Here is a 24,757-nt window from a genome sequence, read left to right as displayed (position 1 = left end):
TGGTCAGAGCCCGGCTTCGATGTAAGCCATGCTGGCCTTGAGGGCGCTGACGGGGTCGACAAGCCCGTGGACTTCATCGGCAAAAGGTTCGAACGAGAACGGACCGGCATAACCCGCCGCCAGCAGGCGCCTGATCTGACCGACATTGTCGAGGGTGTCATTCTGGTCGACCAGAACGCGGTGCGAGTCGCGCAGATCTGCGATCGCCACGTTGCGGTCAGTCACGCCGGAGATATGCACAAGGCCGGTTATCTCAGGGTAGATTGCCGTTTCGCCAGCGAGATGGTGGTGGAAGGTGTCGTGCACGATACGGAAGCTGCTCTCGCCGCCAATCGCCACTATAGCGTCGACAGCCTCGGTTTTGGAGCGAAGCGAGCAGATTTCGAAGCCGAGAGGCTCGACAAGACCCATGATTCCGGCGGCATCAAGCATCGGCTTCAGTGCGACAAGAGCCTGCTTCAGATTTGCCTGGCGCTCGCCATCGGCCTGGCCGCTGCCGTCATTGACAGGCACAAGAACGAGCGCCTTTGCACCGCAATCCTTGGCATAGGAGATAAGGTGGGCGGCTTCGGTCGCGCGGATTTCGTTCCATTCATTGAAGCGCTGAAGGGCGTTGATGGAGATGATTGTCACGCCGTGACGTCGCGCAAGTGTTGCCACGTCCGCGGCGGGCGTTCCGTCGAGAATGGCGTTACCGGTCAGATCGTTGCGGATTTCGACGGCCGTCATGCCGAGCGAGCGCGCAAGGCCAAAGAATGCGTCGAGTGGCAGGGCGGGCGTGGTCATGTGGTTGAGTGCGAAGGGTAGGGTGGTCACGGGAATGTCTCCTCCAGGTTCGGTTTGTTGCTAGCAATAAATGGAACGTTCATTCCATTTATTGCTAGCGTTACAAAACGCCGATGGCTAGGAGGTGGCGAGCAAACGCGCCGTCAAAGCACTTGCATCGCTGCAAGATTGTCGATCGTCAATGATGGGATTCAATCAACTTCATGGCAGTTGCGCCGGCATGCCGTGTTCGCGCTCAATCAGGCTTGGTCTTGCGCTCATCGGCCATGGGAGCAACAAAGCTACCGTCAAACGGCGATCACGTCGAAAGTTCGGTTTGCATTTGCCTTTGCAAGGTGGTTCTTGGCGCAATCCACCGCGATGGCCGAGTGAAAAAATGGACGTGCTCGACAATTCAACGCTTGCCGTGATGCAAGCCCGCCCTTGGCACCCGAAATGGGGAGCAAGGCTCGGAGCGACTTACTTCGTGCACAAGGCTTTTCCCTGGCTGGGCCGGTATTTCGGCGAGGCGCGGCTTCGTTCGACGCTTGCGCCTGGGCTCGACGGTATCGTCTCATGGGGTGGCCGGTTGCCGGCAAAGACTGCAATGCGAATTGCGCGATTGCGCAAGCTACCGCATTGGCATCTCGAGGACGGTTTCCTGCGCTCCGTTGGTCTCGGTAAGGATGGAAGTATTCCGATCTCGATTGTCGTCGATGACAAGGCGCTGCCGGTCGATGCTGCTCGCGCCTCACGATTGGAATTGCTGATCCGCGATGCAGCGGGCGGCCTTGCGCATGACATCGGTGCACCGATCCGTGAGGCGCTGGTCGAGCATAGGCTGTCGAAATACAACAATCTCCCTCACAGCGAGCCTCGTCTCGACCCGTCGACACGGCGCAGGCTCCTGCTCGTCGATCAGGTTTTTGGCGATGTTTCCGTCGAGAAGGCGCTGGGTTCGGCTTCGGCCTTTGACAAAATGTTGGACGACGCGATTGCAAGTGGTGGCCAAGTCATCGTTCGCACGCATCCAGACGTTATCGCCGGTCACCGCAAGGGCTACATGACCGAGCGGGCATCGAAATTGCCAGGCGTGACCCTGATGGCCGACAAGGTCTCTGCGGCCGCAATCCTAGCCGTCGTGGATGAAGTCTGGACTGTCTCCAGCCAAATGGGCTTCGACGCGCTTTTGCGGGGCCTTCCCGTCCGTTGTTATGCAACGCCGTTCTATGCAGGTTGGGGGCTGACAGACGACCGCGTGGAGGATCGAGCGCAAGCGGCGCATGCGCGGCGGGCAACCGCACGCCCTACAGTCGATCAGCTAACATTCGCAGCTTTCAGTCTTTACCCCGTTTATCGCCATCCAAAGTCGTGGAAAGTCCTGGAGCCGCTACAGGCAATTGATTATTTGATCGAGGAAATCGCCGCAAATAAATCGAAAGGCTAACTTTTTCTTCAGTTTGTCTATTCGCCGTCAGATGTTCTCCGGCGTGAAAAGATCAAACGGCAGGAAGGTCTGTCCGGGCGCACCTGTCGGCCCCTTGTCGATCGCCTGTATCATCAGATTGATCGTCTCCCGGGCCAAGGCTGCGGTCGGCGTCGAGATCGCGAGTGTCACGACATCGTCGGCGAGGGCGGCTCGCGATTCCGGGGTCAACTCGTTGACGACGGCGATCAGCTTGCCTTCGAGCTTTTCCTCGCGGATCGCCGAGATCGCGCCTTCCATTCCGCCGCCGCAGACGTAGAAGCCGGTCAGATCCGGGTGACGCTGCAACAGATTGAGTGTCGCTTCGTGGGTGATTTCGGCCGTATCGAGATTGACCATCGTGTCGAGCACTTCGAAGTCGGGGGCGTGCTCGCGGAAATAGGAGCGGAAGCCGATTTCGCGCAATTCGTGGCCGAGAAACCGATGGCTGCCGACGAATGCTGCGACCTTGCCGGGACGCTTCGCTGCCTTGGCAATCATCCAGGCGGCAGTCCTGCCGACCTTGTGATTGTTCAAGCCGACATAGCCTTCACGCACGCCGGCGGCAAAATCCGAAAGTAGCGAGAAGATCGGAATCCCGCGCTCCTTCAATTCTTCGACGACAGTTGTCACCGCAGGATAATCCGGCGCCACAAGCGCAATAGCCTGATTGCGGGCGGCCATTGCTCGCAGTTTCTCGGTGATGCCTGTCGGTGTCGAGTTGGCGACAAATTCCACTTGTGGCACCGCACGGACGGTTGAAAGCGCAAGGGCTGCGTTCTCCATCTCCTTGGCGACAAACTGATAAAAAGCCTGCTGCGGTTTTTGCAGCAGGAAGCCGAGGCGGTATTGCGGCAGATCCTCAAAGACGCGCTGACGCAGCAGGCCGACTGCGTGATAGCCGATCCCCTTGGCGGCGTCATAGACCCGGCGGGCCGTCTCCTCGCGTACCGGATGTCGGCCGTTGAGAACGCGGTCCACGGTGGCAACGCTGACGCCTGCGGCGCGGGCGAGATCGGCGATTGTCGGTCGGTTGCTCATGGAACACCCCTGAAATGATTCCATCATTCATGAAATGCAAGATCTGATGGTATTTGAGAGAATATATCATCACTGCATTGAAGGCTTGCAAAAGTCAACCTATCGTCAGTTCCATGAGATGAGGAATGGCCGGCGAGATGCGGCCGATTGCGGGAGGAGAAAACGATGACGATCGTTCCGACGAAGCGTGATTACAGCCTGCTTGGGCGCGACGCTCAAGCGGCCGTCGCCAACGGGCTATCGGCGGCGGAGTGGTATCACACCGACATCCCGCGCAAGCAGATGAAGGAACTGATGAAGCGTGAGGATGGGCCGGCCATTCGTGATACCGCCATCTGGTTCGGCAGTCTCATTCTCTTCGGCGGCCTCGGCGTCTATTTCTGGGGCAGCTGGCTGGCTGTTCCCTTCTTTCTCGCTTACGGCGTTCTTTATGGCTCGGCTTCGGACAGCCGCTGGCACGAGTGCGGTCATGGCACGGCTTTCAAGACGATGTGGATGAACGACGTCGTCTACCAGGTCGCCTGTTTCATGATCATGCGCAATCCGGTGACCTGGCGCTGGAGCCATACCCGGCATCATACCGACACTGTTATCGTCGGCCGGGACCCGGAAATCGCCGTCATGCGGCCACCGGATCTGCTTCGGCTGGTGCTGAATTTCTTCGGCATTCTCGATGTCTGGCATGCGGTGGTCGACATGGTCCGCAATGCCTTCGGAGTCATCAGTGCTGCCGAGAAGACTTTCATCCCGGAAATGGAGCAGTCGAAGGCGATCCGCGTCGCGCGGATCTGGTTTGCGATCTATCTCGTTACAATCGGCCTGTCCTTTTATCTCGGCTCGATCCTGCCCTTGATGTTGATCGGCTTGCCACGCCTCTATGGTGCTTGGCACCACGTGCTGACGGGCCTGCTGCAGCATGGCGGGCTCGCCGACAACGTCACGGACCACCGGCTGAACAGCCGCACGGTCTACATGAACCCGATCAGCCGCTTCATCTACTGGAACATGAACTACCACGTCGAACATCACATGTTCCCGATGGTGCCCTACCACGCGCTGCCGCGGCTCCACGAAATGATCAAACATGACCTGCCGGAGCCGAACCCATCCATGCTCCACGGCTATCGCGAGATGATCCCGGCCTTCCTTCGGCAACTGAGGAATGAGGATTATTTCCTGAAGCGGCAGCTGCCGCCGACGGCAAAACCCTATCGCGAAGAGTTTCACAGTGACGAACTGGTGCATGCCGCCGAATAGGCAGACCAGCAAACAACCAACATTGGAGGAAAGACCATGAGCGGCAACTGGATCGAGGTCTGCGCGGCCGATGAGATCGACGAGGAGGACGTGATCCGCTTCGACCATGACGGACGTACCTTTGCCGTCTATCGCAGCCCCGACGACGAGTATTTCGCGACCGACGGGCTCTGCACCCACGAGCATATCCACCTCGCCGACGGCCTGGTGATGGACGACATCATCGAATGCCCCAAACACAACGGTCGTTTCAACTACAAGACCGGCCAGGCCAAGGGCGCCCCCGTCTGCGTCAACCTGAAGACCTATCCGGTCAAGGTCGAGGCGGGCAGCGTTTTCATAGCCGTCGCTTGAGCGGGCGCTGACGGCGGCGGACGCGAAAATTGGGAGAGGCACATGAACAGGCCCATGAACAGAATTATCATCGTCGGCGCGGGTGAGTGTGGCGCAAGAGCGGCGTTCGGCCTTCGGGAAAAGGGCTATGAGGCCGAGATCACGCTCATTGGCGCCGAGCCGCATCTGCCCTACGAGCGGCCACCGCTTTCGAAAGACGGCTTGGCTGATCCGCAGGATCCCAAATTTGTCGCTGATGCTGAACGATATCAGGCTGCGGGTATCAAAGTGCTGACGGACTCATCGGTTGAGGCCATTGATCGAGCTGCCAAGACGGTGCGAACCGCCGACGGGCGAGAACTTACCTATGACCGGCTGCTGCTCGCGACCGGTTCACGTCCCAGGCTCCTTCCAGGTCAGCCTCAGGCAACGCCGTTGATCCGGGTTCTCCGTACGCATGCCGACGCTGCTGCCATCCGTTTGCATCTCGCGCCCGGGAAGGTGATCGCCATCATTGGAGGAGGCTTCATCGGCCTGGAACTTGCGGCGACCGCCCGCAAGCGTGGCGCTGATGTTGTTCTTCTCGAGGGGTTGCCACGCGTGCTTTCCCGTGGCGTGCCCGAAGAAATCGCCACAGTCGTTGCCGAGCGGCATCGGCTGGAGGGCGTCGATATCCGCTGCAACGTCAGGATCCTTGGCATTGAGGCCGGTGAGGAGAGGGCGAAAATCGATCTTGGCGATGGAGGCTTGCTTGAAGCCGACCTGGTCGTCGTCGGCATCGGCGCCGTGCCGAATACGGCCTTGGCCGAGGCTGCGGGCCTTTTCGTAGACAATGGCATTGCCGTCGACGAGACGCTTTGCACCTCCGACCCCAACATTTTTGCAGCCGGCGATTGCTGCTCCTTTCCGCTCGGGCATTATGGCGGCCGGCGCATACGGCTTGAGGCCTGGCGCAACGCGCAGGATCAGGGAACGCTCGCCGCCGCCAATCTTTTGGGGGCAGCCGAGCCGATCGCCAGCGTGCCGTGGTTCTGGTCGGATCAATACGATCTCACCCTGCAGATTGCAGGCCTTGCCGAAGGGGCGGCAACGACGGTGCGGCGCGACCTTGGCGACGGTGCCTTCATTCTCTTCCATCTCGACGCCAGCGGCCGGCTGATCAGCGCCAGCGGCATCGGGAAAGGAAACGCCATTGCGCGCGATATCCGTCTTGCCGAGATGCTGATTGCTGCCGGCAAGCGGCCAAGTCCGCAGGCGCTACGCTCGACCGAAACCAAGCTGAAGGCTCTGCTCGCCGCCTGAGGCGCGATGCAGTTCCCTCTTTCATAACAATAACCGATATCCGGAGATTCCGATGCGAAACCGCCGCCCGACCGTTGCCGATCTCCTGTCGATCAAGGGCAAGAGACAGTTGACGATGCTGCGAGTGGAAACGCTTGAGGAGGCCGAAGCGGCCGAAGCGGCTGGTATCGACCTCGTCTCCGTGCCGCCGTCCCTCCTCGGTCCGGAGTTTCGCGAAGTCGCGCCCACCTGCTTTGCCTTTCCCGGCCTCGAATATGGCGAACTCGTCACCGCTGACGAGTACATCCGCGCCGCGTTCAAGGCGCTGAAGGCGGGAGGCGACGCCGTCTATTGTGCCGCCAGCCTCTCAACCGTCCGCCGCATGCGCGACGAGGGCATTCCGGTCTGCGGCCATGTCGGCCTCATTCCCTCCAAGGCCACCTGGACCGGTGGGTTTCGTGCGGTGGGCAAGACTGCAGCCAGTGCGCTCGAAATCTGGCGGCAGGTCAAGGCGCTGGAGGAAGCAGGTGCCTTTGCTGCCGAGATCGAAGTGGTGCCGGGCGAGGTCGCCGCGGCCATCAGCGCCAAGACGTCGATGCTGATGCTGTCTATGGGCGCGGGTACGGGCTGCGACGCGCAATACCTCTTCAGTGATGATGTGCTTGGCGCCAACCGTGGCCACGTTCCTCGCCACGCCAAAATCTACCGCAACTTTGCCGCCGAACATGAGCGCTTGCAACGCGAACGCATTGCCGCTTACTCGGAGTTTGCAGAAGACGTGCGGTCCGGGGTCTATCCGGAGAAGGGCCATCTCGTCGGGATCGACCAGGCGGAGCTGAGCGCATTCTTGTCGGATCTGGAGCGGGCGTAGGCCGGGGACGCCCTGTCTTGCCTTGCGCGATCCGGTTGGTGTATTCAGCCTGTCTGTTAGTCTCCCACCGCAGCACCGGATCTCCACTTGAACGCGTTCGTCCAGGGTACCCTGACTTTTCTCGCCATTCTTGCGGTCATCTATGCCGCGACGGTGCTCCTTTATTTTGCGCTCGGCTACGGCATCACCTGGCTCAATGATCGCAATCCGGAGCGTCGCATCCAGAAGGAGCGGCGAGGGGAGAAGCGCAAGGCGATCGAGATTCGCCAGAGCATGGCGTCGATCCTCGTGACCTGCACCTCGGTCGCAATAGGCCTCTTTGTCCAGTATCAGGGATGGACCCTGTTTGCACCCTGGGACTTCAGTTGGTGGACGGCCGTGCCGCTCTTCCTGCTATGCATGGTGCTGTTCGATGCATGGTTTTATTTTGCCCATCGGCTGCTGCACACCAAGCTGTTCTACAAATACCATCTGCTGCATCACCGCAGCGTCGCTCCGACCGTTTGGAGCAACGATTCGATCGGTCTGGTCGACACCGCCCTGTCGCAAGGCTACTACGCCGTCATCACCTTCGTGGTGCCGTTTCCGCCGTTGATCCTGCTGGCACACCGGCTATTCGACCAGATCAATGGCACGTTCGGGCACGCGGGCTTCGAATATTTTGCCTCGCCGACGGCGCGCTACCCTTGGCCGCTGCTCTGCACGACCTACCACGATCAGCATCATGCCGAGTTCAAATACAACTATGCCAACTACTTCTCCTTCTGGGATCGCGTTCTCGGCACGATCTCGCCGGTCTATGATCGGCGTGTCGAGGTGTTTGAAGGAGAGGCGCCGGCCATCAGCCTCAAGCGACCGTCGCAATCTGCGCAAGCACAAGAAGCATCAGCAACTTCCGATCGGTAGTCCGCGGGCCTCGTCCGCAACGCCATTTTCTCTGATATCCGAGATCGTTAGGTGAATTTTCCGGTTAGGGAAACAACCGCAGATCAAGGTGCCTCGTCGTCTCCGGTGGCTGCCGCTAGGTTTCATGCAACCTACCGCCTCTATTTCACCGGAGAGACCCATGAAGAAACTGCTGATTGCGGGCGCCGCCTTTGTCGCGCTGCTGAGCGGCCCGGCCTTTGCCGAGGCGCCGACCACCCTTCTCAATGCTTCCTACGATATCGCCCGGGAAATCTTTGCGGCCGAGAATGAAGCCTTCATCAAGGCGCATCCGGGCATCACCGTCGACCAGTCGCATGCCGGCACCTCGAAGCAGGCGCGTGCCATTGTCGAAGGTCTTGAGGCTGACGTCGTCACCTTCAACCAGGTCACCGACATCGACTTCCTGGCAAAGAATGGTTTCGTCGCCGAGGGCTGGCAGAAGGAGTTTCCCAACAACGCTTCGCCCTTCTATTCCTTCCCGTCCTTCCTGGTGCGCGCCGGCAACCCGAAGGGCATCAAGGACTGGGGCGATCTCGCCCGTGACGACGTGAAGGTGATCTTCCCCAACCCGAAGACCTCGGGCAATGCGCGCTACACCTATCTGGCGGCAACGGCCTATGCCAAGGAAGCATTCAAGGATGATCCGGCCAAGGTCACCGAATTCGTCAAGAAGATCTTCGACAACGTTCCGGTCTTCGACACCGGTGGGCGTGCTGCTACCACGACCTTCGTCGAGCGCGAAATCGGCGACGTGATCATCACGTTTGAGGCAGAGACCCGCTCGATCGCCAAGCAATACGGTACCGACAAGTTCGAAAGCGTCGTGCCTTCCGTCAGCCTGCTTGCCGAATTCCCGGTCGCCGTCGTCGACAAGGTCGCCGAGAAGCGCGGCTCGCGCGAGTTGGCCAAGTCCTACCTCGATTTCCTCTATACCGAAGAGGGCCAGAAGATCGCCGCTGAATATGGCCATCGCGTCCACAACGAGAAAGTAGCGGCCGAGTTCAAGGACCAGTTTCCCGAGATCCGCCTTGTAAAGGTCGAAGACGTGTTCGGCGGTTGGGGCAAGATCAAGGACGAGCACTTTGCCGCCGGCGCCGCGCTCGATCAGATCTACGGCAATCGCTAACGAGCGATAACAAGTCAACCTTTTGCCCGGCGAGTTCTGCTCGCCGGGTTCTGCCATGTATGAAAGCCAAGCCGCCGCGGAGGCGAAATCTTGAAACGCAATGTCCTGCCCGGCCTGCCCCTGTCGCTGGGCATCACCCTATTTTATGTCGGGTTGATCGTCGTACTGCCCTTGGCGGCGCTCGTCTTCAAGGCGGCGAGCCTGGGTCCCGCAGAATACTGGGCGATCGTGTCGTCCCCGCGCGCCGTCGCCAGCTATCGCGTCACCGTGCTTTCAGCGCTTGTCGCCACTGCCTTCAATCTCGTCTTCGGCCTGGCGCTTGCCTGGGTCCTCGTTCGCTATCGCTTTCCGGGGCGGCGCATCGTCGACGCGATCGTCGATCTGCCCTTTGCCTTGCCAACGGCTGTCGCCGGCATCGCCTTGACGACGCTCTTTGCCTCGAACGGCTGGTTCGGTTCGCTTCTGGCGCCCCTCGGCATCAAGGTGGCCTACACCCCGCTCGGCATCATGGTCGCCATGTGCTTCACCAGCCTGCCCTTCATCGTCCGCACGGTACAGCCAGTGCTTGAAGACCTCGATCCGGCGCTGGAGGAGGCGGCACAATCGCTCGGCGGATCGGATCGCGCCATTTTCCTGCGTGTCATCCTGCCCTTGCTGATGCCTGCGCTGCTTGCCGGCCTGTCGCTCTCCTTTGCCCGGTCACTCGGCGAGTTCGGCGCGATCATCTTTATTGCCGGCAATCAGCCGATGGAAACTGAAATCACCGCATTGCTCGCCTTCATTCGGCTTGAGGAATACGACTACCAGGCGGCCGCTGCGATCGCCTCGGTGCTGTTGATCACCGCCTTCCTGATGTTGGCCGCCACCAATCTGTTGCAGGCGCGTGCCTTGCGCTACACCGCGAGGTCCTGACGATGACCCCGACCAGACGCAAGCCGCCGCGTGTCGGCGACGGGCCGATTATCCGCCGTCTACTGATCGGCACGACACTGTTCTTTGGCGCCATTCTCGTGTTAGCACCACTGCTCGTGATTGCCGTCGAAGCCTTCGGCCAAGGTTTGAAGGCCTATGCCGCGACCATCGCCCATCCCGATACGCGCCACGCTATTTTCATGACCGTTGCGACGGCGTTGATCGCGGTGCCCGTCAATACCGCCTTCGGTCTCGCCGCCGCCTGGGCAATCACCAAGTTCGATTTTTGGGGAAGGCGCTTCCTACTCGTCGTCATCGAGATCCCGTTTTCGATCTCGCCGATCGTTGCCGGCGTCGCCTATCTCTTCGTCTATGGCCTGCAGGGCCTGTTCGGGCCAATGCTTGAGGCGGCTGACATCAAGATCCTGTTTGCTCTGCCAGGTATCGTCCTTGCCTCGATGTTCGTGACCGCACCCTTCGTTGCGCGAGAACTCATCCCGTTGATGCAGGCGCAGGGCAGGGACCTTGAAGAGGCGGCAACCTCGCTTGGCGCATCAGGCTGGCGCACGTTCTTTTCCGTTACGCTGCCGAATGTGAAATGGGCGCTGCTTTACGGTGTTGTTCTCTGCAACGCCCGCGTCATGGGTGAGTTTGGCGCTGTCTCCGTGGTCTCCGGCAACATTCGCGGCCAGACCAACACACTGCCGCTTCATATCGAGCTGCTCTATCACGACTACCAGGCGGCCGGCGCCTTTGCCGCTGCCTCCATCCTCGCGACGCTCGCCGTCGTCACCATCATTGCCAAGGTCGCGCTTGAGCGCCGCGGTGCTGGCCGCAGGCCGGCGCTTGCCGCCGTGGCCAAAGAACAGAATGCAGGAACCCGCCCATGAAAATCCGTCTCGACCAGGTCGTAAAGACCTTCGACACGTTCCGCGCCGTGCACGGCGTCTCGCTCGACATCGAGAGCGGTCAGCTGGTGGCACTCCTTGGCCCTTCGGGCTCCGGCAAGACGACAATCCTGCGCATGGTGGCCGGGCTCGAATATGCCGATGGTGGCCACATCTATTTCGGCGATCAGGACGCGACCGATATTCCCGTGCGCGACCGCGGCGTCGGCTTCGTCTTTCAGCACTACGCGCTCTTCCCGCATATGACGGTGGCCGAAAACATTGCCTTCGGCATGAAAGTTTCCAAGACCAAGCGCAGCAAGCCGGAAATCGCCACGCGCGTGGATGAGCTGCTGCGCCTCGTCAAGCTCGAAGGGCTCGACGACCGCTTCCCCGGCCAGATCTCCGGCGGCCAGCGTCAGCGCGTGGCGCTGGCCCGCGCGCTTGCTGTCGATCCGAAGGTGCTGCTGCTAGACGAACCGTTCGGCGCGCTCGATGCCAACGTCCGCCGGGACTTGCGCCGCTGGCTGCGTGAGATCCACGATGAACTCGGGATCACGACCCTGTTCGTGACGCACGACCAAGAGGAGGCACTGGACCTTGCCGACCGGGTGGTCATCCTCGACCAAGGCAGGATCGTTCAGGAGGGTACACCTGCAGAGGTCTGCCGTGCGCCAAATTCGGCATTCGTCATGCAGTTCCTGGGCGATGCGAACCGCATATCGGCGACCGTTCGGGACGGCCAAGCCTATATCGGCGAGACCGTGGTCGACGCTCCGACTTCACTTGACGGCCCAATCGACATTTACCTCCGGCCGGGCGACGTCGACTGGCGTCCCGAGGGCGATGGCATACCTGCAACTGTCATCCGTGTGCTTGATCGACCCGGCGGCAGACGGGTTCTCGCCAACGTGGAAGGCGGAACGGCGCTGGAGTTCGATGTCGCACCCGAGATGGCTGTAAGGTCCGGTCAAGTCGGAAAGTTGTCGATCAAGCGGTCACGCCTCTATCCTGCCTGATACACAATCGAAAACGTTGCGCCTTGCTTTGTGCCGGTTGCGGACATTTACGAGTTAATTTTCGTTCGAAGCTCTGGCATAAGCGGATATCGAATCCGGTTTCGCTGACTTGCAAGATAGAGAACGATGGCTGACGTTTCGCAGGATAAACTCGAGGTACCGCTCAAAGCGGCGCCCGAATGTTATGCCGACAGCCCCATCGTTCTCACGGTTCATGACCCGGAGCATCGCTTGGGGTTTCGTCCGCAGATCGCGTTGCATCTAAAGGACAGGGTGCCCGCGACGGTCTTCCGCTCCTTCTTGATCAATCGCCGTGGGCGCGGACGGTTTTACGGCTGGATGCCGGAGCAACTCGAAGGTGCCACTCTTCTCGCCGATAAGGCGACGGCAGAAGCATCAGGGAGAGCGAACCCTGAGATCAGTGTGCGTCGGTTATCGTTGCTCGAGCTCGCGCTGCTTCTCGTGCTGCGGCGACCCGTGTTCGTGCTCCGCATCCTACGCCTGCTCATGGTGGGCAATGTCAAAGGCGCTAAATTTCGTTTCGTCCGGCAATGCGACGCCCTGTCGGCACCAGATTACAACGAATGGGTAGCGGCTCAGGAGGCGGCGGAGCGGGCGGAGGCGCCGGATTCACCGAACAACTGGCCGGTAAGACCCATTGTCCTCGTGTCGATCGGGCGAGGTACGGAGAAGGCAGTAGCTGCGACACGCGCCTCACTGGCGAAGCAGACGTGGGGCGATTATGTCGAAGCTTCTGCCGAGGAAGTTGCCGCGATGGAAGATGCGGGTTCGGCTCGACCGCAACTCTGGATGCGGCTTCCCGCCGGCATGCGTCTGGCGCCTCGGGCCTTGGAACGGCTGGTCAGACCTTTTGCCTTTTCGGCTGCGGTTGCGGCGGTCTATTGCGACGAAGACCGCATAAATAGCCGTGGTCGGCGAACCCTACCGTTCTTCAAACCCGCCTGGAACCCGCCGCTTGCGCAATCCGGTTGGCTACCGTTGGACGGAGCAATTATTCGCCTGGCCGATCTGCCTGATGGCCTCGATCTCGAAAACATGCCGTTTGGAGAGTTGATCGCAAAAGCTGCAACGGGGCGGCGAGGCGCGGTTCTTCATGTGCCACGGGTGCTTTTGCACAGGAACCCGCCCCACCGACGAGCGACGAGAGCTGTCGCGCCTCCGGCTCGGGCTGCTGAGACGCCGAAGGTCAGCGTCATCATCCCGACACGCGACCGGGCAGACCTGCTTGAGGCCTGTCTCAACGGACTTTTTGAAGGAACCAAGGGCGTTGAACTGGATGTAATCGTCATCGACAATGATAGCAGCGATACCGCCGCGCTTGCCCTCATGAACCGTTATCAGGAGGCAGGGCGTATCCGTCGTCTGCCGCTCCCGGGCGAGTTCAATTTTTCGACGGCCTGCAATCTCGGCGTCGAAGCATCGCGCCACGAACTCATCCTGCTGCTCAACAACGACGTTGAGCCATTGCAATTGGGTTGGCTCGCCAATCTTGCCGGGGAACTAAATGATCCAGATGTCGGTGCTGCGGGCTGCCTCTTATTATTCCCTGACGGCTACGTGCAACATGGCGGCGTGACGCTCGGCGCCGGCACTGTTGCCCGCCACAGCTTTCATTTCCTGCACCCTCGATCAGGCGAGGATAATGGCCTGCTGCGAGAGCGACGCGAGATCTCCGCGGTCACTGCAGCCTGCCTGTTGACGCGCAAGAGCCTGTGGGCGCGTCTCGGCGGTATGGATGAGGACAATCTCACTGTTGCGTTCAATGATGTGGACTACTGCGTCAAGGTGGTGCGACAAGCGGGCATGAAGATAATCTGGACGCCCGATAGCGCCATGCTGCATAGAGAGTCGGTATCGCGAGGTGCAGACAATACACCGGAAAAGCTGCGCCGCTTCGCGCGCGAGGAAAAGACCGTGTACGAGCGGTGGGGCGCTATCTTGCAGAACGATCCATACCACAACCCGAACCTTTCGCTGATCACAGAGGATCTCGTTCTGCAGGCTCACCCGCGCGATCTGTCGCCGAGGTCGTCAGGATGATCGATTTCAGAGAACAGCTCGCACTATGGATTGAGCGCAAGCTGCCACAGCCGAAACTGCGACGTGGTGCAACAGGTTGCCCGCGCAAGCCTGTCAAGCACATCATCGTCTTCGGACGTATGCCGAACCCGACGTTTGACTATTATTTGGCCGCTCGGCTCAATGCGCCGGGCATGCCCCCTTCGCAGGCCGTCGATATCAGGCATGGCAATCTTTCGGACCTTGATGCAGAGAGTGCCTTCATCATCATCTGTCGCTATGCGTCGCCTGACGTGCTGACTTGGCTGGATACCAATGCTGATCGGCTGTCAGGTGTGGGACTGTTTCTCGATGATAATATACCGGCCGTGGTGACCGGCCAGGATGCGGATTTTCTCTACCGCATACGCCTCTGCTATCGCGCGCTCTGGCCTCTACGCCGTCTCAATCGCCACCTCGATATTGTCTGGGCCTCGACGCCGCATTTGGCTTCGACCTTGCGGCTTGAAGAAGCCCAGGTCTTGCCTCCAGCGCCGCCGGAAAGGTTGTGGAAGCGGGAAGACACAACAAATCTCGCTCCAAACCAGGCTTCAGACCAGGTTCTGATTGCATACCATGCGACTGGCGTTCATCTCAAAGAACACCGATTTCTCCGTCCGATCATCGCGGACGTCCTTGCGCAGCGCCCACAGGCTCGTTTCGAGGTCTTCGCCGATGGTCGAGCGGCATCGATTTGGGCCGGCATGGAACGTGTATCGATCCGAAGGCCGCTACCTTGGGAGGACTATCTCGAGGATGCCAACCATCGCACCATCGATATCATGCTAATACCACTCGATCCTTCACGGGTGAATGATTGCCGTGCGCCGACCAAGCGAATTGATGTTGTACGGTACGGCGCCGCAGGATTGTTCTCGTCAGGTCCGGCCTATGGCGCGTCTGTCGAGTTAGGAGAGTCGCTGCTGTCATATGACCGGGATATTTGGGTGTGCGCCATTCTCGATTTGCTGCGTAATAGAGAGGCGCGACATGTTAGCGCTTCGGCCACCGCACATTCGGTTGAATTGATGGCAATCGCGCGTGGAGATCTGGTGCGGACGTTCGCCAATCCTAATAACAAGCTGGAGTGCACCCCGTTTGACCGGACATGTCGGCTAGTTTGATTTAGCCCTGATGAACTGCCGAGGGGAAGCCATCTTGAGCGCGGAATGGGGATGGATTTCGTTGTAATCCTCGATCCATCCGTCGATGAGCCGGAGCGCCGTTTCTGCGTCCGGTAGTGCTGAGATGCGGATATAATCCCGCTTCAGGGTTTTGACGAAGGCTTCCGACATGCCGTTTGACTGCGGGCTGGCCACCGGCGTGAAGCAAGGCGTCAGATTGAGCGCCTGGGCAAACAGCCTCGTGTCCCTCGCGGTGTAAGCAGAACCATTGTCCGAGAGATGCTCGATTGCGTGCGGGGCTCGCGTTGATACGAACCGCTTCTCGACTGCTTCCAGCATCATGTCGCGCACGTCAGAGCCGGAGATGCCCGCGTTGGCGACCGCCGTCCAGGCAATGATCTCCCGGTCGAAGGCATCGATGATGAAGGTGAGACGGATGACCTCGCCATTCCAGCAGGTGAACTCCAGACCGTCCGAGCACCAGCGCAGGTTCGAGCGCATCACCATGACTTTGCCGTCGTGGATGCGACCTTTGCGAACGGCCGTATGCTTCTCCAGCAGCATGGCGTGGTTGCCCATGATGCGATGAACCCGTTTGGCGTTGACGACAGGCTTATCGGCGGCTCGCCTTTCGCGATTGAGGAGCGCGGCAATCCGCCGATAGCCATAGGTTGGCCTTTGATCCACCAGTCTGCGGATGACAGGCAGAAGCTCCGCATCCTCGGCCTTGTGATAGGCTCCGCGCGGCTTTGATCTGCCTTTCAACCGCTCCACGAGGTTGGAACGGGAGACGCCCAGCGTGTCTGCGACGGCTTTCATAGGGAACCGTCCTTCGGCAACAAGATCGGCCGCGATATCCGTTTTTTTGAGTCTGCTTTCGAAAGTGCTTCGCGGAGTATCTCGACCTCCATCGTCTTGCGGCCGAGCATGCGCTCCAACTCGCGGACGCGGTCTTCAAGCTTCTTCACTTCCGAATTGCCGACAACCGGCTCGTCTGAATCCACGGCTGCAGCACCTCCCTCGCTCAACAGCCTGCGCCACCGGTAAAGCAGATTGGGCGCAACGCCATGGCGGCGAGCGGTGGAAGACACCGTCTCGCCCGGTTCGAAACTCTGCTCAATGATCGTCAGCTTCTGCTCGGTTGTCCACCGCCTGCGGCGAACATCACCCGTCAGCAATTCAACCTGTCGATACTCGTTAGGCATAAGCCTGTCCTCAAGCCTGTGCTTGAGCCTTTCTGCTTATGCCGACTGTCCGGTCGAATTGGGGGGCAGTTCACAAGCCAATTGCCCAAACCACCATTTTTTCTAAGATCTAACGCATAGTGCAATAGATTGGCTTCTCTGATACATAAACCTCAGCCGATGATCGAATGCTTGCGTACGATCTGAGTCGCTGAACCGCCATGTCCTCAGCAGTGCTTTTTCGCCGCAAGGCCTATTGGTCGGCATCGTGAACCGCAACTCAACCGCGGTTCAGGATGCAATGGTCATCCTGGTTCAGCAGCGAATGCTTTTCTCGGAACGATGCTTGTTGGGGTCTCAATCAATTTTGTCATAAATTAGCGCTAAAAATCTTCGTACGGCTTATGGGCTGGGTTGATTGAGCCTGTGGCATTCGACTATGGACTGCGAAGCGAACATTAACGTGGATCGAAAAGCTTGTTTGACGAGCCGCCACAATGTTTGCGTTGACTCTGTGAGACAGCAGGATGCAAGTCGCTTGAACTCCCCGTACCTGTTTGAGCACTTTGTTCGAGGAAAACTGTTGTCAATATGATTGCCCTGTCAAATGTCTTCAAATTTTACCGCACGAGCGGGCGTCCGAAGATCATTCTTGATCATGTGACGACCGAGTTTCGGGCTGGTACCTCTTACGCGATCCTGGGTATCAACGGTGCCGGAAAATCCACGACCATGCGCATGTTGGGTGGTACGGAACTCCCTAATTCGGGCAAGATCACCCGCAAGGCACGTGTCTCCTGGCCCCTCGGTTTCGCTGGCGGGTTGCATGGCGCGCTGACAGGGCGAGAGAATGTTCAATTTGTCGCGCGCGTGTACGGTCATGATCCTCGAAAGGTGGTTGATTTTGTCGAAGACTTTGCTGAGATCGGGGCATACATCGACGAGCCGTTTAAGACGTATTCATCTGGGATGATGCAACGGTTGGCATTCGGGCTCTCTATGGCTATAGACTTTGAATGCTACCTTATCGATGAGGTCACGGCCGTTGGCGACGCCCGTTTTCAAGCGCGGTGTTTGGAGGAGTTCGACAAACGTCGAGAGCGTTCGGACATAATTATGGTTTCTCACTCGATGGAGACCATTAGAAGTTACTGCAAGCGGGCGATCGTATTGGCGCACGGCGCAATTCATGAGTTCTCCAACATTGATGATGCTATCGAGCTTTACAAGAAATTGAATCAGTGAGCACGGAGGCTTGCAATATGGCTTCAGTAGCTGAGAAGACGAATACCGCAATGTCCGAAGGCGCAGCCCAAACTGCAAATGCCATCTCAATAGAGCTCAGGCGTGCTGCAAGGAAGGCGCGTACTCCTCGCCCTGTAACAAGTGGGGGCGGCGGATTTCGGGCGCGGCAAAGCGATCGCTACTTTTACGCGCTTATCGCACTCAACTTTGTGCTATTTTTTGCGCTGCCCGTTTCCTTGGCAACGATTTATTATGGCTTTGTCGCTGCCAATCAGTACGTATCCGAGGCTCGTTTTGCTGTTCGAGCAGGCCAGGATATGTCCATTGCTGGACTGTCTAAAATGTCGGGGATTAGCGCCCTTGTCGATACAGGCCAAGCGCGAGATGGGTTAATTATAGCGGACTATGTCGAAAGCAGAGCCCTTGTTGACGTGCTCTCCCCGCAATTCGACCTTCCCGGAATATTCTCCAAAGCCGGCGCGGATCTGATCGCGAGTTTTGATCCCAGTGATTCCATTGAGGACTTTGTCGATTATTGGAAGGACCAAGTCGATATCTCAGTGGATAGGAACTCAGGTCTCATATCGATTAAGTTGCGCGCGTTTACGGCAGAGGACAGCCTCGCCTTGACTGAAGCTGTAGTCAAGGCCTCCGAGCGTATGGTTAATAAACTGACGAGACGGAATGAAACCGACTCATTGGTCAGGGCGGAAGAGGAGGTGGAAACTAAGAAGGGCCAACTGTCCAAAGCGGTTTCTGAGCTTAGAGATGCACGGAATAAAGCTGGAGTGCTCGATATTGAAACGGCAGCGACGGGCTATTCGGAATTGATAACCGAGCTGCGGCTCGAGCTATCTAAATTGGAGACGGTCATCAGCACGACAGCGACCGACGCTCCGCAACTCGCGTCGCTCACTAGCCGAGCAAGTTCTCTGCGGGCGCAGATCGAATCGTATGAAGGCGCTATTGCTGGCGGAGGCAGGTCGACAAGCGTCCAAGGTTCAAACCTAGCGGAATTGGCGACAGGCATACAGCAAAAGGATACTGAGGTGTCGATTGCACGGTCGGAGTATGCGTCCGCAGTAGCAGCCTATGAACAGGCTAGGTTGACGTTGGAGAGACAGAGGTCATATTTGTTGACATATATTGAGCCACAGCTAGCTGAGGAAGCGCTGTACCCGAGGAGGTTCCTTATGTGGATATCAGTTTTTGGGACTAGTCTTCTGATTTCTGCCACGGTCGCGGGCCTATCGATCGTTGTTCGCGACCATATGGCCAGCTAAAGATAATCACGCAGATGTACTTTGCTATTGATTCAGACCAGGGCCACACAATCTCAGGCTGGCTTATCCTCGACAATCCTGCTGACGTTCCGCAGTTCGTAATCCGAATCCCCGGCAAAGCTCCGATAACATTCAACGCGAATGTAATTCGCCCGGATTTGCGCGACCACGGATTGCACAGTACAGGGCTGGTCGGGTTCCAGATCGACGGGCAGCTGATTCCAGATCTAACTCATGTATCTGAACTGACCTTGGCGGAGGTAGAAAGCGATCTGCCGATTTTCAGGCGTAACGCGAACGCCCGATCCGTGCAAAAGAGGCTTCTCCTTATGGAGGTTGGAGCCATTCCCCAAGTTAAACTGATGCGCCGCGTAATTGATATGTTTGACCTAGCATATCCCGTTGTCGATCGGTTCCCATTGGAAACCGTCAGTTCCATCATCGGCAGTTTCACTTCTTCACTGTTTGTCTCAGGTCAACCGAGTTGGCAGCGCCATGGCTCTCTTGCACGCGAGAAAGGGTTTGTGACGGCCGCATTATTGCGGGATCCCTTTGAAGAACTCGCCGAGCGCTTGATAGCTCTCGTCCATATGAAAAAATGGTCCGAAAAGGCATTAGGTAATTCTGTGTTCAAGCGCCATGCGACGCTCTTGAACATTGTCGATGGACTTGATCTCGGGAGCGAGAAGTCTTTGCTTGGGGGTTTTCGAAAACTTAGTGCGGAGCAATACAACCTTCTCCGGTCTCCTATGACCAGGGCGTTCGGTTGCTCGCCGGAAGAGGAGGTACAACGCCGAAGTGTTAGTATCGCGCTGGACAATCTTGCTCAGTTCGACCTGGTCGGCACACGCGAAAGATTCGGCGAATTCTCAATTCTGCTGGACGCGTTGCTAGGTGCGCCGATATTCGAAGGGGCGGAGTTGCAGACGTTACCAGGTGCGCCAGAGCTGGCTTTGATCTTGGCAAACATCGGTCTCGTTGCAGATTTGATTGATGAAGATATTGCGCTTTACTCGTTCGCAGCCGAAGCGGTGCAGAGTGGACTTGGCGAAAGAGGCGTCCATGCCTAGCAGTACGTCAATCGCCGGAGGCCGTTATGAGCGCTAGAAATCGTATTGCGGATATAGTTCGTTTGAAGCCACTCAACTCTATTCGACAAGGCAAGGGCAACCTGACGGCGGGTTCAGATCAGTCCGTGCAAGCCACAACCAAGGATCTCAAATCCCGTTTTCTCGGGATCCCGTCAATTTCGAAAACACTAGTTCCGCGTATCAAGGAGCTGCCTCAATCCGACCAGCGTCCACTTGAACCGCGGACAGCGGTGGGCGGCATCGGTGGAATGCTCCTGAAGAGCTTCTCGCTCGGGGTTCTAGCTCCGTCGGCCATCGCTCTTGCGTATTTCGCGTTCTTCGCGTCGGATGTGTTTGTTTCGGAGGCGAAACTAACGGTTCGCGATGCCATCCAGCAATCGAGCGGTAAGGATCCTTCCGCCATCTTGGGTCAATTGGGCTTGTCATCCGCTAGTAACACTACACAAGACTCCATGATTATTCTTGACTACCTCAAAAGTCGCGCAGTAATAAACGACATTGGGGGGGCGGAAAGAATCGCGAGTGTCTATGATCGTGCGGAGATCGACTGGCTATCTAGGTTGGGATCGCAGAGGGACACAGAAAATATATGGATATATTGGAAAGACCATGTGACGGCTTCTGTCGACAGCCTTTCAAGTATTCTGACGCTACGTGTGCGTGCTTACAGTCCGGAAGATTCACTTCAGTTAGCAGAGGCAGTAATAACTCAGAGCGAAAACTTAATTAATCGCATTTCCAAGAGAAGTAAGCAAGATGCACTAACGAGGGCGGAGGATGAAGTGAAGCTTGCTGCTCAATCTCTGGCTGAAGCCCGAAGCAATATGTTGAGTTTTCAGACGAAAATACAAACTATAGATCCAACAGATACTGCAAAGCAGGTCTTGAAGATAATATCATCCTTGACTATACAAAAGGTCGCTATAGAGAATGAGTTGGCGACTACAATGTCACTCGGGATAACAAATAAACCTGGTGTATCGCAACTCAAAGCGCGGCTAGCGGCAGTTTCTAAGCAGATTGCCGATTTGAATGCAAAGCTTGCCGGAACAAGTGACCCCGAGACCATATCAACGCAGTTGCGTGATTTTGAGCTGCTGAAACTCCAGGAGGAGTTTTCTGAGTACATCTATAAGCTTGCGAGGAACGGCTTCGAGAATGCCCGTCAGAACCTGGAGCGCCAACAGCTTTATGTTGCAGTCATCGTTCCGCCTACTTTGCCGGAACGAGCTCTCTATCCTAAACCTTTCGTCAACACGGCACTGATTTTCGCCGGACTGACTATAATCTGGGGCATCTTTTCACTAATGTTCGCCAGTGTTCGGGATAGCATGAGCTGAATTACTGGAGAAAGCTTACTTATACTTTTGATTTTACAAAGGTTGTGCACTCGGAGATGCCCAGGTCACGATTTTCCAAGTGTTAGCGGTACGGGTCTAACCGATGTCGGTTGACAGCGTTCATAGGGTTTCGTTCTAGGAAAGCGTTTCAAGATAGGATGACAAAAGGGAAGTCGTTGCGAGATCGAAGATGTGTCGTCCTTGGCGGCGGAGGTTTTATTGGGACGCATCTCAGCCGACGGTTGGCAGGGAAAGTCGGATCGCTTCGAGCCTTTGGGCGAAGTGAAAATCGTCCCCGTGCGCTATCGGGTATCGAATGGTTGGGCGGTGACTTCAATGACCCGCGCAGCATAAGAGGCGCATTGGAAGGTTGCGATGTTGTTTTCCACCTTATCAACGCCAGCACCCCGTCAAGTGCCAACCTCGACAAAATTGGGGACTTGAAATCGAATGTTGTTAGTACAATCCAACTGCTTGATGCATGCGTGGCTGCGGGCGTTCAGCGAGTAATCTTCGTTTCCTCCGGGGGCACCGTGTATGGGGTGCCGCAGAGTCTGCCCACGCGGGAAGATGACGCCTGTTGGCCTATAACTTCATATGGCATATCGAAGTTGGCAATCGAACGCTATCTGCATCTCTATGAGTATATCCACGGGTTGGAATACAGAATCTTGCGTGTTTCAAACCCATTCGGGCCACATCAAACGGCTGAAAGAGACCAAGGTGTAATCGGAGCCTTCTTGAGGCGGATTATCAACGAGCAGCCAATCGAGCTTTGGGGCGATGGTAGTGTAAGTCGTGATTATCTTTACGTCGACGACGTCATAGACGCGTTCGAATTGGCGATGTTGCACGAAGGCCGCAGCCGCGTCTTCAATATCGGCAGTGGTGTGTCGAGGACGCTGAACGAAGTAATTGCCGCACTCGAAAACGTCACAGGGAAGAAGATCGACATCGTCAGAAAGGATGGTCGGTTGGTCGATATACCCGTGAGCGTGCTGGATATTTCCCGTGCGCGCAACGAGCTCGGTTGGATCCCGAAGACGGAATTTGATGCTGGCTTAAGAAGCACGTTCCAATGGCTGATCGAGACGCAGTAGGTTTGCGAGATTGCACTGATTAAATCCCGCGCTCAAATTGACTGCCCTTTCGACATGAGGCATATGTCGGCGCGCGTTCGTCCAGCGGAGGATCGAGCGCTCTGTGACCTGTCGGGCCTCAAGAGATCTATCGTTTCAGGCTCGCGGATTGGAACTGGATAAAGATTTGCCAGGTATCGTGCACCCGAAGTATTCGTATGTGGCCTCAAGTAATATCTGGGTAGTTTCTGAGGGCGAAAGCGCTTTTGATTACTCAGACGGCGATCAATTTGAGACGGGACTGCTTAATTTCTTGTCTGGTCTTGAAGATAGATCCGTGAATTCTCAAGAGGTATTCCAGGGAATATACGATTGGCCATCAAAATACCACCTAAGTCTGCAGCGTTCAAACTTGCTCCGCCCATTAGTTAATACTTTACGGGGGCCGGTACTAGAGATTGGCGCGGGTTGCGGGGCGATCACACGATATATCGCGGAGCAAGGTCTTGAGGTTGTGGCGCTGGAAGGCAGCAGCCGCAGGGCGCAAATCGCAGCTGAACGTTGTCGCGGCTTTCCAAACGTCAGTGTGGTCTCCGATTCGTTTCAAGAATTTAGCTCAGACACTAAGTTTAAGACCATTCTCCTAATTGGCGTCCTGGAGTACGCGCGGGTCTTTTTTGCTGAATACAAAGATCGTGATCCCGTGGATTTGATGCTGGAGCACGTATCTAGATTTCTTGCCGACGACGGTGTCGTCATTCTGGCTATTGAGAACCAGCTTGGCCTCAAATACTTCGCAGGCTATCCGGAAGACCACATTGGACGCCCGATGTATGGGCTTGAGGATCAGTACACCAAGAGCAGCGCAGTAACATTCGGACGACACGAGCTTCGTGAGAAATTGCGTGTGGTGGGATTTGCGAAGCAGCAATGGTGGTTTCCGTTCCCCGACTACAAGCTTCCAGTGGTCGTCCTTTCCGAAGCTGCTCTGGCGGACAGCTGTTCGGCCGACTTTAGTTCGTTGATTAGGCTTGCATCTGAGACGGATTCTCAGAAACCGGCAGTGAGTACCTTTGCATTGTCGCAAGCGTGGTCAGTCGTTGCAAGAAACCGATTGCATGGTGACTTGGCGAACTCCTTCGTTGTGGTTGCTTCACGACGCGAAATTGAGATCGATAATGCGTTGGCATTCTATTTCAAGAATAGCAAGCCATCGAAGTATAATAAAGTAACAGAATTCCGTTTGGAAGATGCAGCAATAAAGGTTACCCGCACTCCACTGGCTGGAATTCAGGCTGAATCGGACGCTTTCTCGGCGCGCGCGCATCTTGAAGAGGAGGTATTTGAGCAGGGGGTGTTGTGGAAAGATCGACTGACTTTAATCGTGCTACGCGATGGGTGGTCAGTCGACGAAATTTCGGAATGGGCCAAGGTTTGGTGGAGGGCCCTACTCCTGAAGGTGCAGGAACGATCCGACGAGAGCTGTAGGGCTATTTCCTGCATGGTCAGCGGCCGCTTGGTTGACGCTATTCCCCGTAACTTGATTGTGGGTGGAGATGGGGTGCCGCGCTTCATTGACCAGGAGTGGGAGATACCGTTTGAAATCGAGCTGGGTTACATTTTTGTTCGCGGTTTGCTGGATGCGCTTTGGGGGGTCGAGCATTGTGGAGAACCTGCGGTCGGCACATCATTGCAGTTCGGAAAACTGGTAGTTGATGTTGCCTATCGCCTTGGCGTCATGTTGTCGCTTGGTGATGTCACCCGATACATCGATTTCGAACGGCAGTTCCAGGATAATGTCTCTGAGCTTACTGCGGGGCCGAGTGTATTTGAGATAAATGAAAGCATAAATCTTACGCTGGAAAGAAGCATTCCGCGTAGGGGGCGAATTGAAAGCGCTCTTGCTTTGTCGCAAGCTCTTGATGCAAAGGAGCTTCAGCTTGGGGAGTTGCACTCGGTCCTTTTGAGCGCCGAAGAGAAACTCGGGACGGTCGGATACGAGTTGGATGCCGCTACTGAAAAGAACGAGATGCTATTGGTGGAGCTCGATAAGGCGAATCAATCATCTTCCCGTTTGTTAGTTGATCTGGAGGCCGCAAATGCATCAAAGCTGGAGATTGAAGTGGTCGCGAGCCGTAACGCGGATAAGATCGCTACGGTTTCAAGGGAGTTGGAGCGTACTTCTCTAGACGCCGAGACTCTTCGCAATGGCTTGCTTACGTTGCAGGAAGAGTTGGAAGTCACCCGGCGCGAGAACGCCAAGCTGCAGGTTCTATTCCGAGAGCTTAAACACTCCTTGCGGCTCGCAAATCTAGAGCGTGATGAACTTCGTCGGTTTGGTTCTGGAGTAGGACGTTTTTTTCGCAGGAAGTAATGAAGTGGTGGCGTGCTTCCCGTGAGCGAAGGCTTCAACCGCAATTGTTTAAATTGAACGTTTGGGAATTGGCA

The 24,757-nt window shown here is 57.0% G+C and carries 21 protein-coding genes; 18 read left to right on the top strand and 3 right to left on the bottom strand.

Going from position 1 to position 24,757, the window contains the following annotated elements:
- Positions 1–3 precede the first annotated feature (3 nt).
- Positions 4–816 carry a TIM barrel protein gene (locus tag HT585_RS13200; RefSeq protein WP_176353378.1) on the bottom strand — a complete coding sequence of 271 codons (813 nt, stop codon included), beginning with the start codon at positions 814–816 and terminating at the stop codon, positions 4–6.
- Positions 817–967: 151 nt separating this feature from the next.
- Here HT585_RS13200 and HT585_RS13195 point away from each other — a divergent pair, with 151 nt between their 5' ends.
- A complete protein-coding gene (locus HT585_RS13195; RefSeq protein WP_343213973.1) occupies positions 968–2,212 on the top strand; it encodes a capsular polysaccharide export protein, LipB/KpsS family in 1,245 nt (414 codons plus the stop codon).
- A 27-nt stretch (positions 2,213–2,239) separates the two neighbouring features.
- On the opposite strand, the gene HT585_RS13190 is transcribed toward HT585_RS13195, so the two are convergent.
- Positions 2,240–3,271 carry a LacI family DNA-binding transcriptional regulator gene (locus HT585_RS13190; RefSeq protein WP_176353377.1) on the bottom strand — a complete coding sequence of 344 codons (1,032 nt, stop codon included), beginning with the start codon at positions 3,269–3,271 and terminating at the stop codon, positions 2,240–2,242.
- A 165-nt stretch (positions 3,272–3,436) separates the two neighbouring features.
- Here HT585_RS13190 and HT585_RS13185 point away from each other — a divergent pair, with 165 nt between their 5' ends.
- From HT585_RS13185 to HT585_RS13135, 11 genes are all read left to right on the top strand, one after another.
- On the top strand, positions 3,437–4,528 hold the full coding sequence (locus HT585_RS13185; protein WP_176353376.1) for a fatty acid desaturase family protein: 1,092 nt from the start codon (positions 3,437–3,439) through the stop codon (positions 4,526–4,528).
- A 36-nt stretch (positions 4,529–4,564) separates the two neighbouring features.
- Positions 4,565–4,882, top strand: coding sequence for a MocE family 2Fe-2S type ferredoxin (locus HT585_RS13180; RefSeq protein ID WP_025428998.1), 318 nt, complete (start codon positions 4,565–4,567; stop codon positions 4,880–4,882).
- 54 nt (positions 4,883–4,936) lie between these two features.
- Positions 4,937–6,163 carry an NAD(P)/FAD-dependent oxidoreductase gene (locus HT585_RS13175; protein ID WP_176353375.1) on the top strand — a complete coding sequence of 409 codons (1,227 nt, stop codon included), beginning with the start codon at positions 4,937–4,939 and terminating at the stop codon, positions 6,161–6,163.
- A 52-nt stretch (positions 6,164–6,215) separates the two neighbouring features.
- Positions 6,216–7,013, top strand: coding sequence for a 3-methyl-2-oxobutanoate hydroxymethyltransferase (locus HT585_RS13170; RefSeq protein WP_176353374.1), 798 nt, complete (start codon positions 6,216–6,218; stop codon positions 7,011–7,013).
- Between the two features lie 87 nt (positions 7,014–7,100).
- Positions 7,101–7,919: a sterol desaturase family protein gene (locus HT585_RS13165; protein ID WP_176353373.1), complete on the top strand. Its 819-nt coding sequence runs from the start codon at positions 7,101–7,103 to the stop codon at positions 7,917–7,919.
- Positions 7,920–8,079: 160 nt separating this feature from the next.
- Positions 8,080–9,066 carry a thiosulfate ABC transporter substrate-binding protein CysP gene (gene cysP, locus HT585_RS13160; protein WP_176353372.1) on the top strand — a complete coding sequence of 329 codons (987 nt, stop codon included), beginning with the start codon at positions 8,080–8,082 and terminating at the stop codon, positions 9,064–9,066.
- Between the two features lie 90 nt (positions 9,067–9,156).
- Positions 9,157–9,978: a sulfate ABC transporter permease subunit CysT gene (cysT, locus tag HT585_RS13155; RefSeq protein ID WP_176353371.1), complete on the top strand. Its 822-nt coding sequence runs from the start codon at positions 9,157–9,159 to the stop codon at positions 9,976–9,978.
- 2 nt (positions 9,979–9,980) lie between these two features.
- Positions 9,981–10,868 carry a sulfate ABC transporter permease subunit CysW gene (cysW, locus tag HT585_RS13150; RefSeq protein ID WP_425513742.1) on the top strand — a complete coding sequence of 296 codons (888 nt, stop codon included), beginning with the start codon at positions 9,981–9,983 and terminating at the stop codon, positions 10,866–10,868.
- Positions 10,865–11,884: a sulfate/molybdate ABC transporter ATP-binding protein gene (locus HT585_RS13145; RefSeq protein WP_176353370.1), complete on the top strand. Its 1,020-nt coding sequence runs from the start codon at positions 10,865–10,867 to the stop codon at positions 11,882–11,884. Before cysW ends, HT585_RS13145 begins: the two co-directional genes overlap by 4 nt.
- A gap of 126 nt (positions 11,885–12,010) precedes the next feature.
- Positions 12,011–13,945 carry a glycosyltransferase family 2 protein gene (locus tag HT585_RS13140; protein ID WP_176353369.1) on the top strand — a complete coding sequence of 645 codons (1,935 nt, stop codon included), beginning with the start codon at positions 12,011–12,013 and terminating at the stop codon, positions 13,943–13,945.
- The gene (locus HT585_RS13135; RefSeq protein WP_176353368.1) at positions 13,942–15,087 is read left to right on the top strand and encodes a glycosyltransferase family protein; all 1,146 of its coding nucleotides are present in this window, start codon (positions 13,942–13,944) and stop codon (positions 15,085–15,087) included. Before HT585_RS13140 ends, HT585_RS13135 begins: the two co-directional genes overlap by 4 nt.
- Here HT585_RS13135 and HT585_RS13130 read toward each other — a convergent pair.
- Positions 15,079–16,292, bottom strand: a protein-coding gene (locus HT585_RS13130; protein ID WP_176353367.1) for an IS3 family transposase whose coding sequence is annotated in 2 segments (ribosomal slippage) — positions 15,079–15,956 and positions 15,956–16,292 — 1,215 coding nt in all. Because the reading frame shifts where the segments join, the coding sequence is not laid out codon by codon here. The two genes, HT585_RS13135 and HT585_RS13130, sit on opposite strands and share 9 nt — an antisense overlap.
- Before the next feature lie 570 nt (positions 16,293–16,862).
- Here HT585_RS13130 and HT585_RS13125 point away from each other — a divergent pair.
- The 6 genes from HT585_RS13125 (at position 16,863) to HT585_RS13100 (ending at position 24,683) form a co-directional block, all read left to right on the top strand.
- Positions 16,863–17,516, top strand: a complete 654-nt coding sequence (locus HT585_RS13125) for an ABC transporter ATP-binding protein (RefSeq protein WP_176353366.1) — start codon at positions 16,863–16,865, stop codon at positions 17,514–17,516.
- 17 nt (positions 17,517–17,533) lie between these two features.
- On the top strand, positions 17,534–18,799 hold the full coding sequence (locus HT585_RS13120; protein WP_176353365.1) for a KpsE/RkpR family capsule polysaccharide export protein: 1,266 nt from the start codon (positions 17,534–17,536) through the stop codon (positions 18,797–18,799).
- Positions 18,800–18,813: 14 nt separating this feature from the next.
- Entirely contained in the window at positions 18,814–19,869 is a 1,056-nt protein-coding gene (locus HT585_RS13115; RefSeq protein ID WP_176353364.1) for a hypothetical protein, read from the top strand.
- A gap of 26 nt (positions 19,870–19,895) precedes the next feature.
- Positions 19,896–21,230, top strand: a complete 1,335-nt coding sequence (locus HT585_RS13110; protein ID WP_176353363.1) for a KpsE/RkpR family capsule polysaccharide export protein — start codon at positions 19,896–19,898, stop codon at positions 21,228–21,230.
- A gap of 158 nt (positions 21,231–21,388) precedes the next feature.
- Positions 21,389–22,330: an NAD-dependent epimerase/dehydratase family protein gene (locus tag HT585_RS13105; RefSeq protein WP_176353362.1), complete on the top strand. Its 942-nt coding sequence runs from the start codon at positions 21,389–21,391 to the stop codon at positions 22,328–22,330.
- A gap of 148 nt (positions 22,331–22,478) precedes the next feature.
- Positions 22,479–24,683, top strand: coding sequence for a class I SAM-dependent methyltransferase (locus HT585_RS13100; protein WP_176353361.1), 2,205 nt, complete (start codon positions 22,479–22,481; stop codon positions 24,681–24,683).
- Positions 24,684–24,757 lie beyond the last annotated feature (74 nt).

Source organism: Ensifer oleiphilus, assembly GCF_013371465.1.
Taxonomy (GTDB): Bacteria; Pseudomonadota; Alphaproteobacteria; order Rhizobiales; family Rhizobiaceae; genus Ensifer; species Ensifer oleiphilus.
The sequence above is the reverse complement of the archived record's forward strand: the minus strand, read 5'-3'. Positions and strand labels throughout refer to the sequence as shown.

Bases quoted from the DNA above. Each gene is read 5' to 3' on its own strand.
- cysP (WP_176353372.1), top strand. From the start codon at position 8,080: ATGAAGAAACTGCTGATTGCGGGCGCCGCCTTTGTCGCGCTGCTGAGC.
- HT585_RS13185 (WP_176353376.1), top strand. From the start codon at position 3,437: ATGACGATCGTTCCGACGAAGCGTGATTACAGCCTGCTTGGGCGCGAC.
- HT585_RS13110 (WP_176353363.1), top strand. From the start codon at position 19,896: ATGAGCGCTAGAAATCGTATTGCGGATATAGTTCGTTTGAAGCCACTC.
- cysW (WP_425513742.1), top strand. From the start codon at position 9,981: ATGACCCCGACCAGACGCAAGCCGCCGCGTGTCGGCGACGGGCCGATT.
- HT585_RS13170 (WP_176353374.1), top strand. From the start codon at position 6,216: ATGCGAAACCGCCGCCCGACCGTTGCCGATCTCCTGTCGATCAAGGGC.
- HT585_RS13125 (WP_176353366.1), top strand. From the start codon at position 16,863: ATGATTGCCCTGTCAAATGTCTTCAAATTTTACCGCACGAGCGGGCGT.
- HT585_RS13145 (WP_176353370.1), top strand. From the start codon at position 10,865: ATGAAAATCCGTCTCGACCAGGTCGTAAAGACCTTCGACACGTTCCGC.
- HT585_RS13175 (WP_176353375.1), top strand. From the start codon at position 4,937: ATGAACAGAATTATCATCGTCGGCGCGGGTGAGTGTGGCGCAAGAGCG.
- HT585_RS13135 (WP_176353368.1), top strand. From the start codon at position 13,942: ATGATCGATTTCAGAGAACAGCTCGCACTATGGATTGAGCGCAAGCTG.
- HT585_RS13195 (WP_343213973.1), top strand. From the start codon at position 968: ATGATGGGATTCAATCAACTTCATGGCAGTTGCGCCGGCATGCCGTGT.
- HT585_RS13105 (WP_176353362.1), top strand. From the start codon at position 21,389: ATGACAAAAGGGAAGTCGTTGCGAGATCGAAGATGTGTCGTCCTTGGC.
- HT585_RS13190 (WP_176353377.1), bottom strand. From the start codon at position 3,271: ATGAGCAACCGACCGACAATCGCCGATCTCGCCCGCGCCGCAGGCGTC.
- HT585_RS13115 (WP_176353364.1), top strand. From the start codon at position 18,814: ATGTACTTTGCTATTGATTCAGACCAGGGCCACACAATCTCAGGCTGG.
- HT585_RS13140 (WP_176353369.1), top strand. From the start codon at position 12,011: ATGGCTGACGTTTCGCAGGATAAACTCGAGGTACCGCTCAAAGCGGCG.
- HT585_RS13120 (WP_176353365.1), top strand. From the start codon at position 17,534: ATGGCTTCAGTAGCTGAGAAGACGAATACCGCAATGTCCGAAGGCGCA.
- HT585_RS13180 (WP_025428998.1), top strand. From the start codon at position 4,565: ATGAGCGGCAACTGGATCGAGGTCTGCGCGGCCGATGAGATCGACGAG.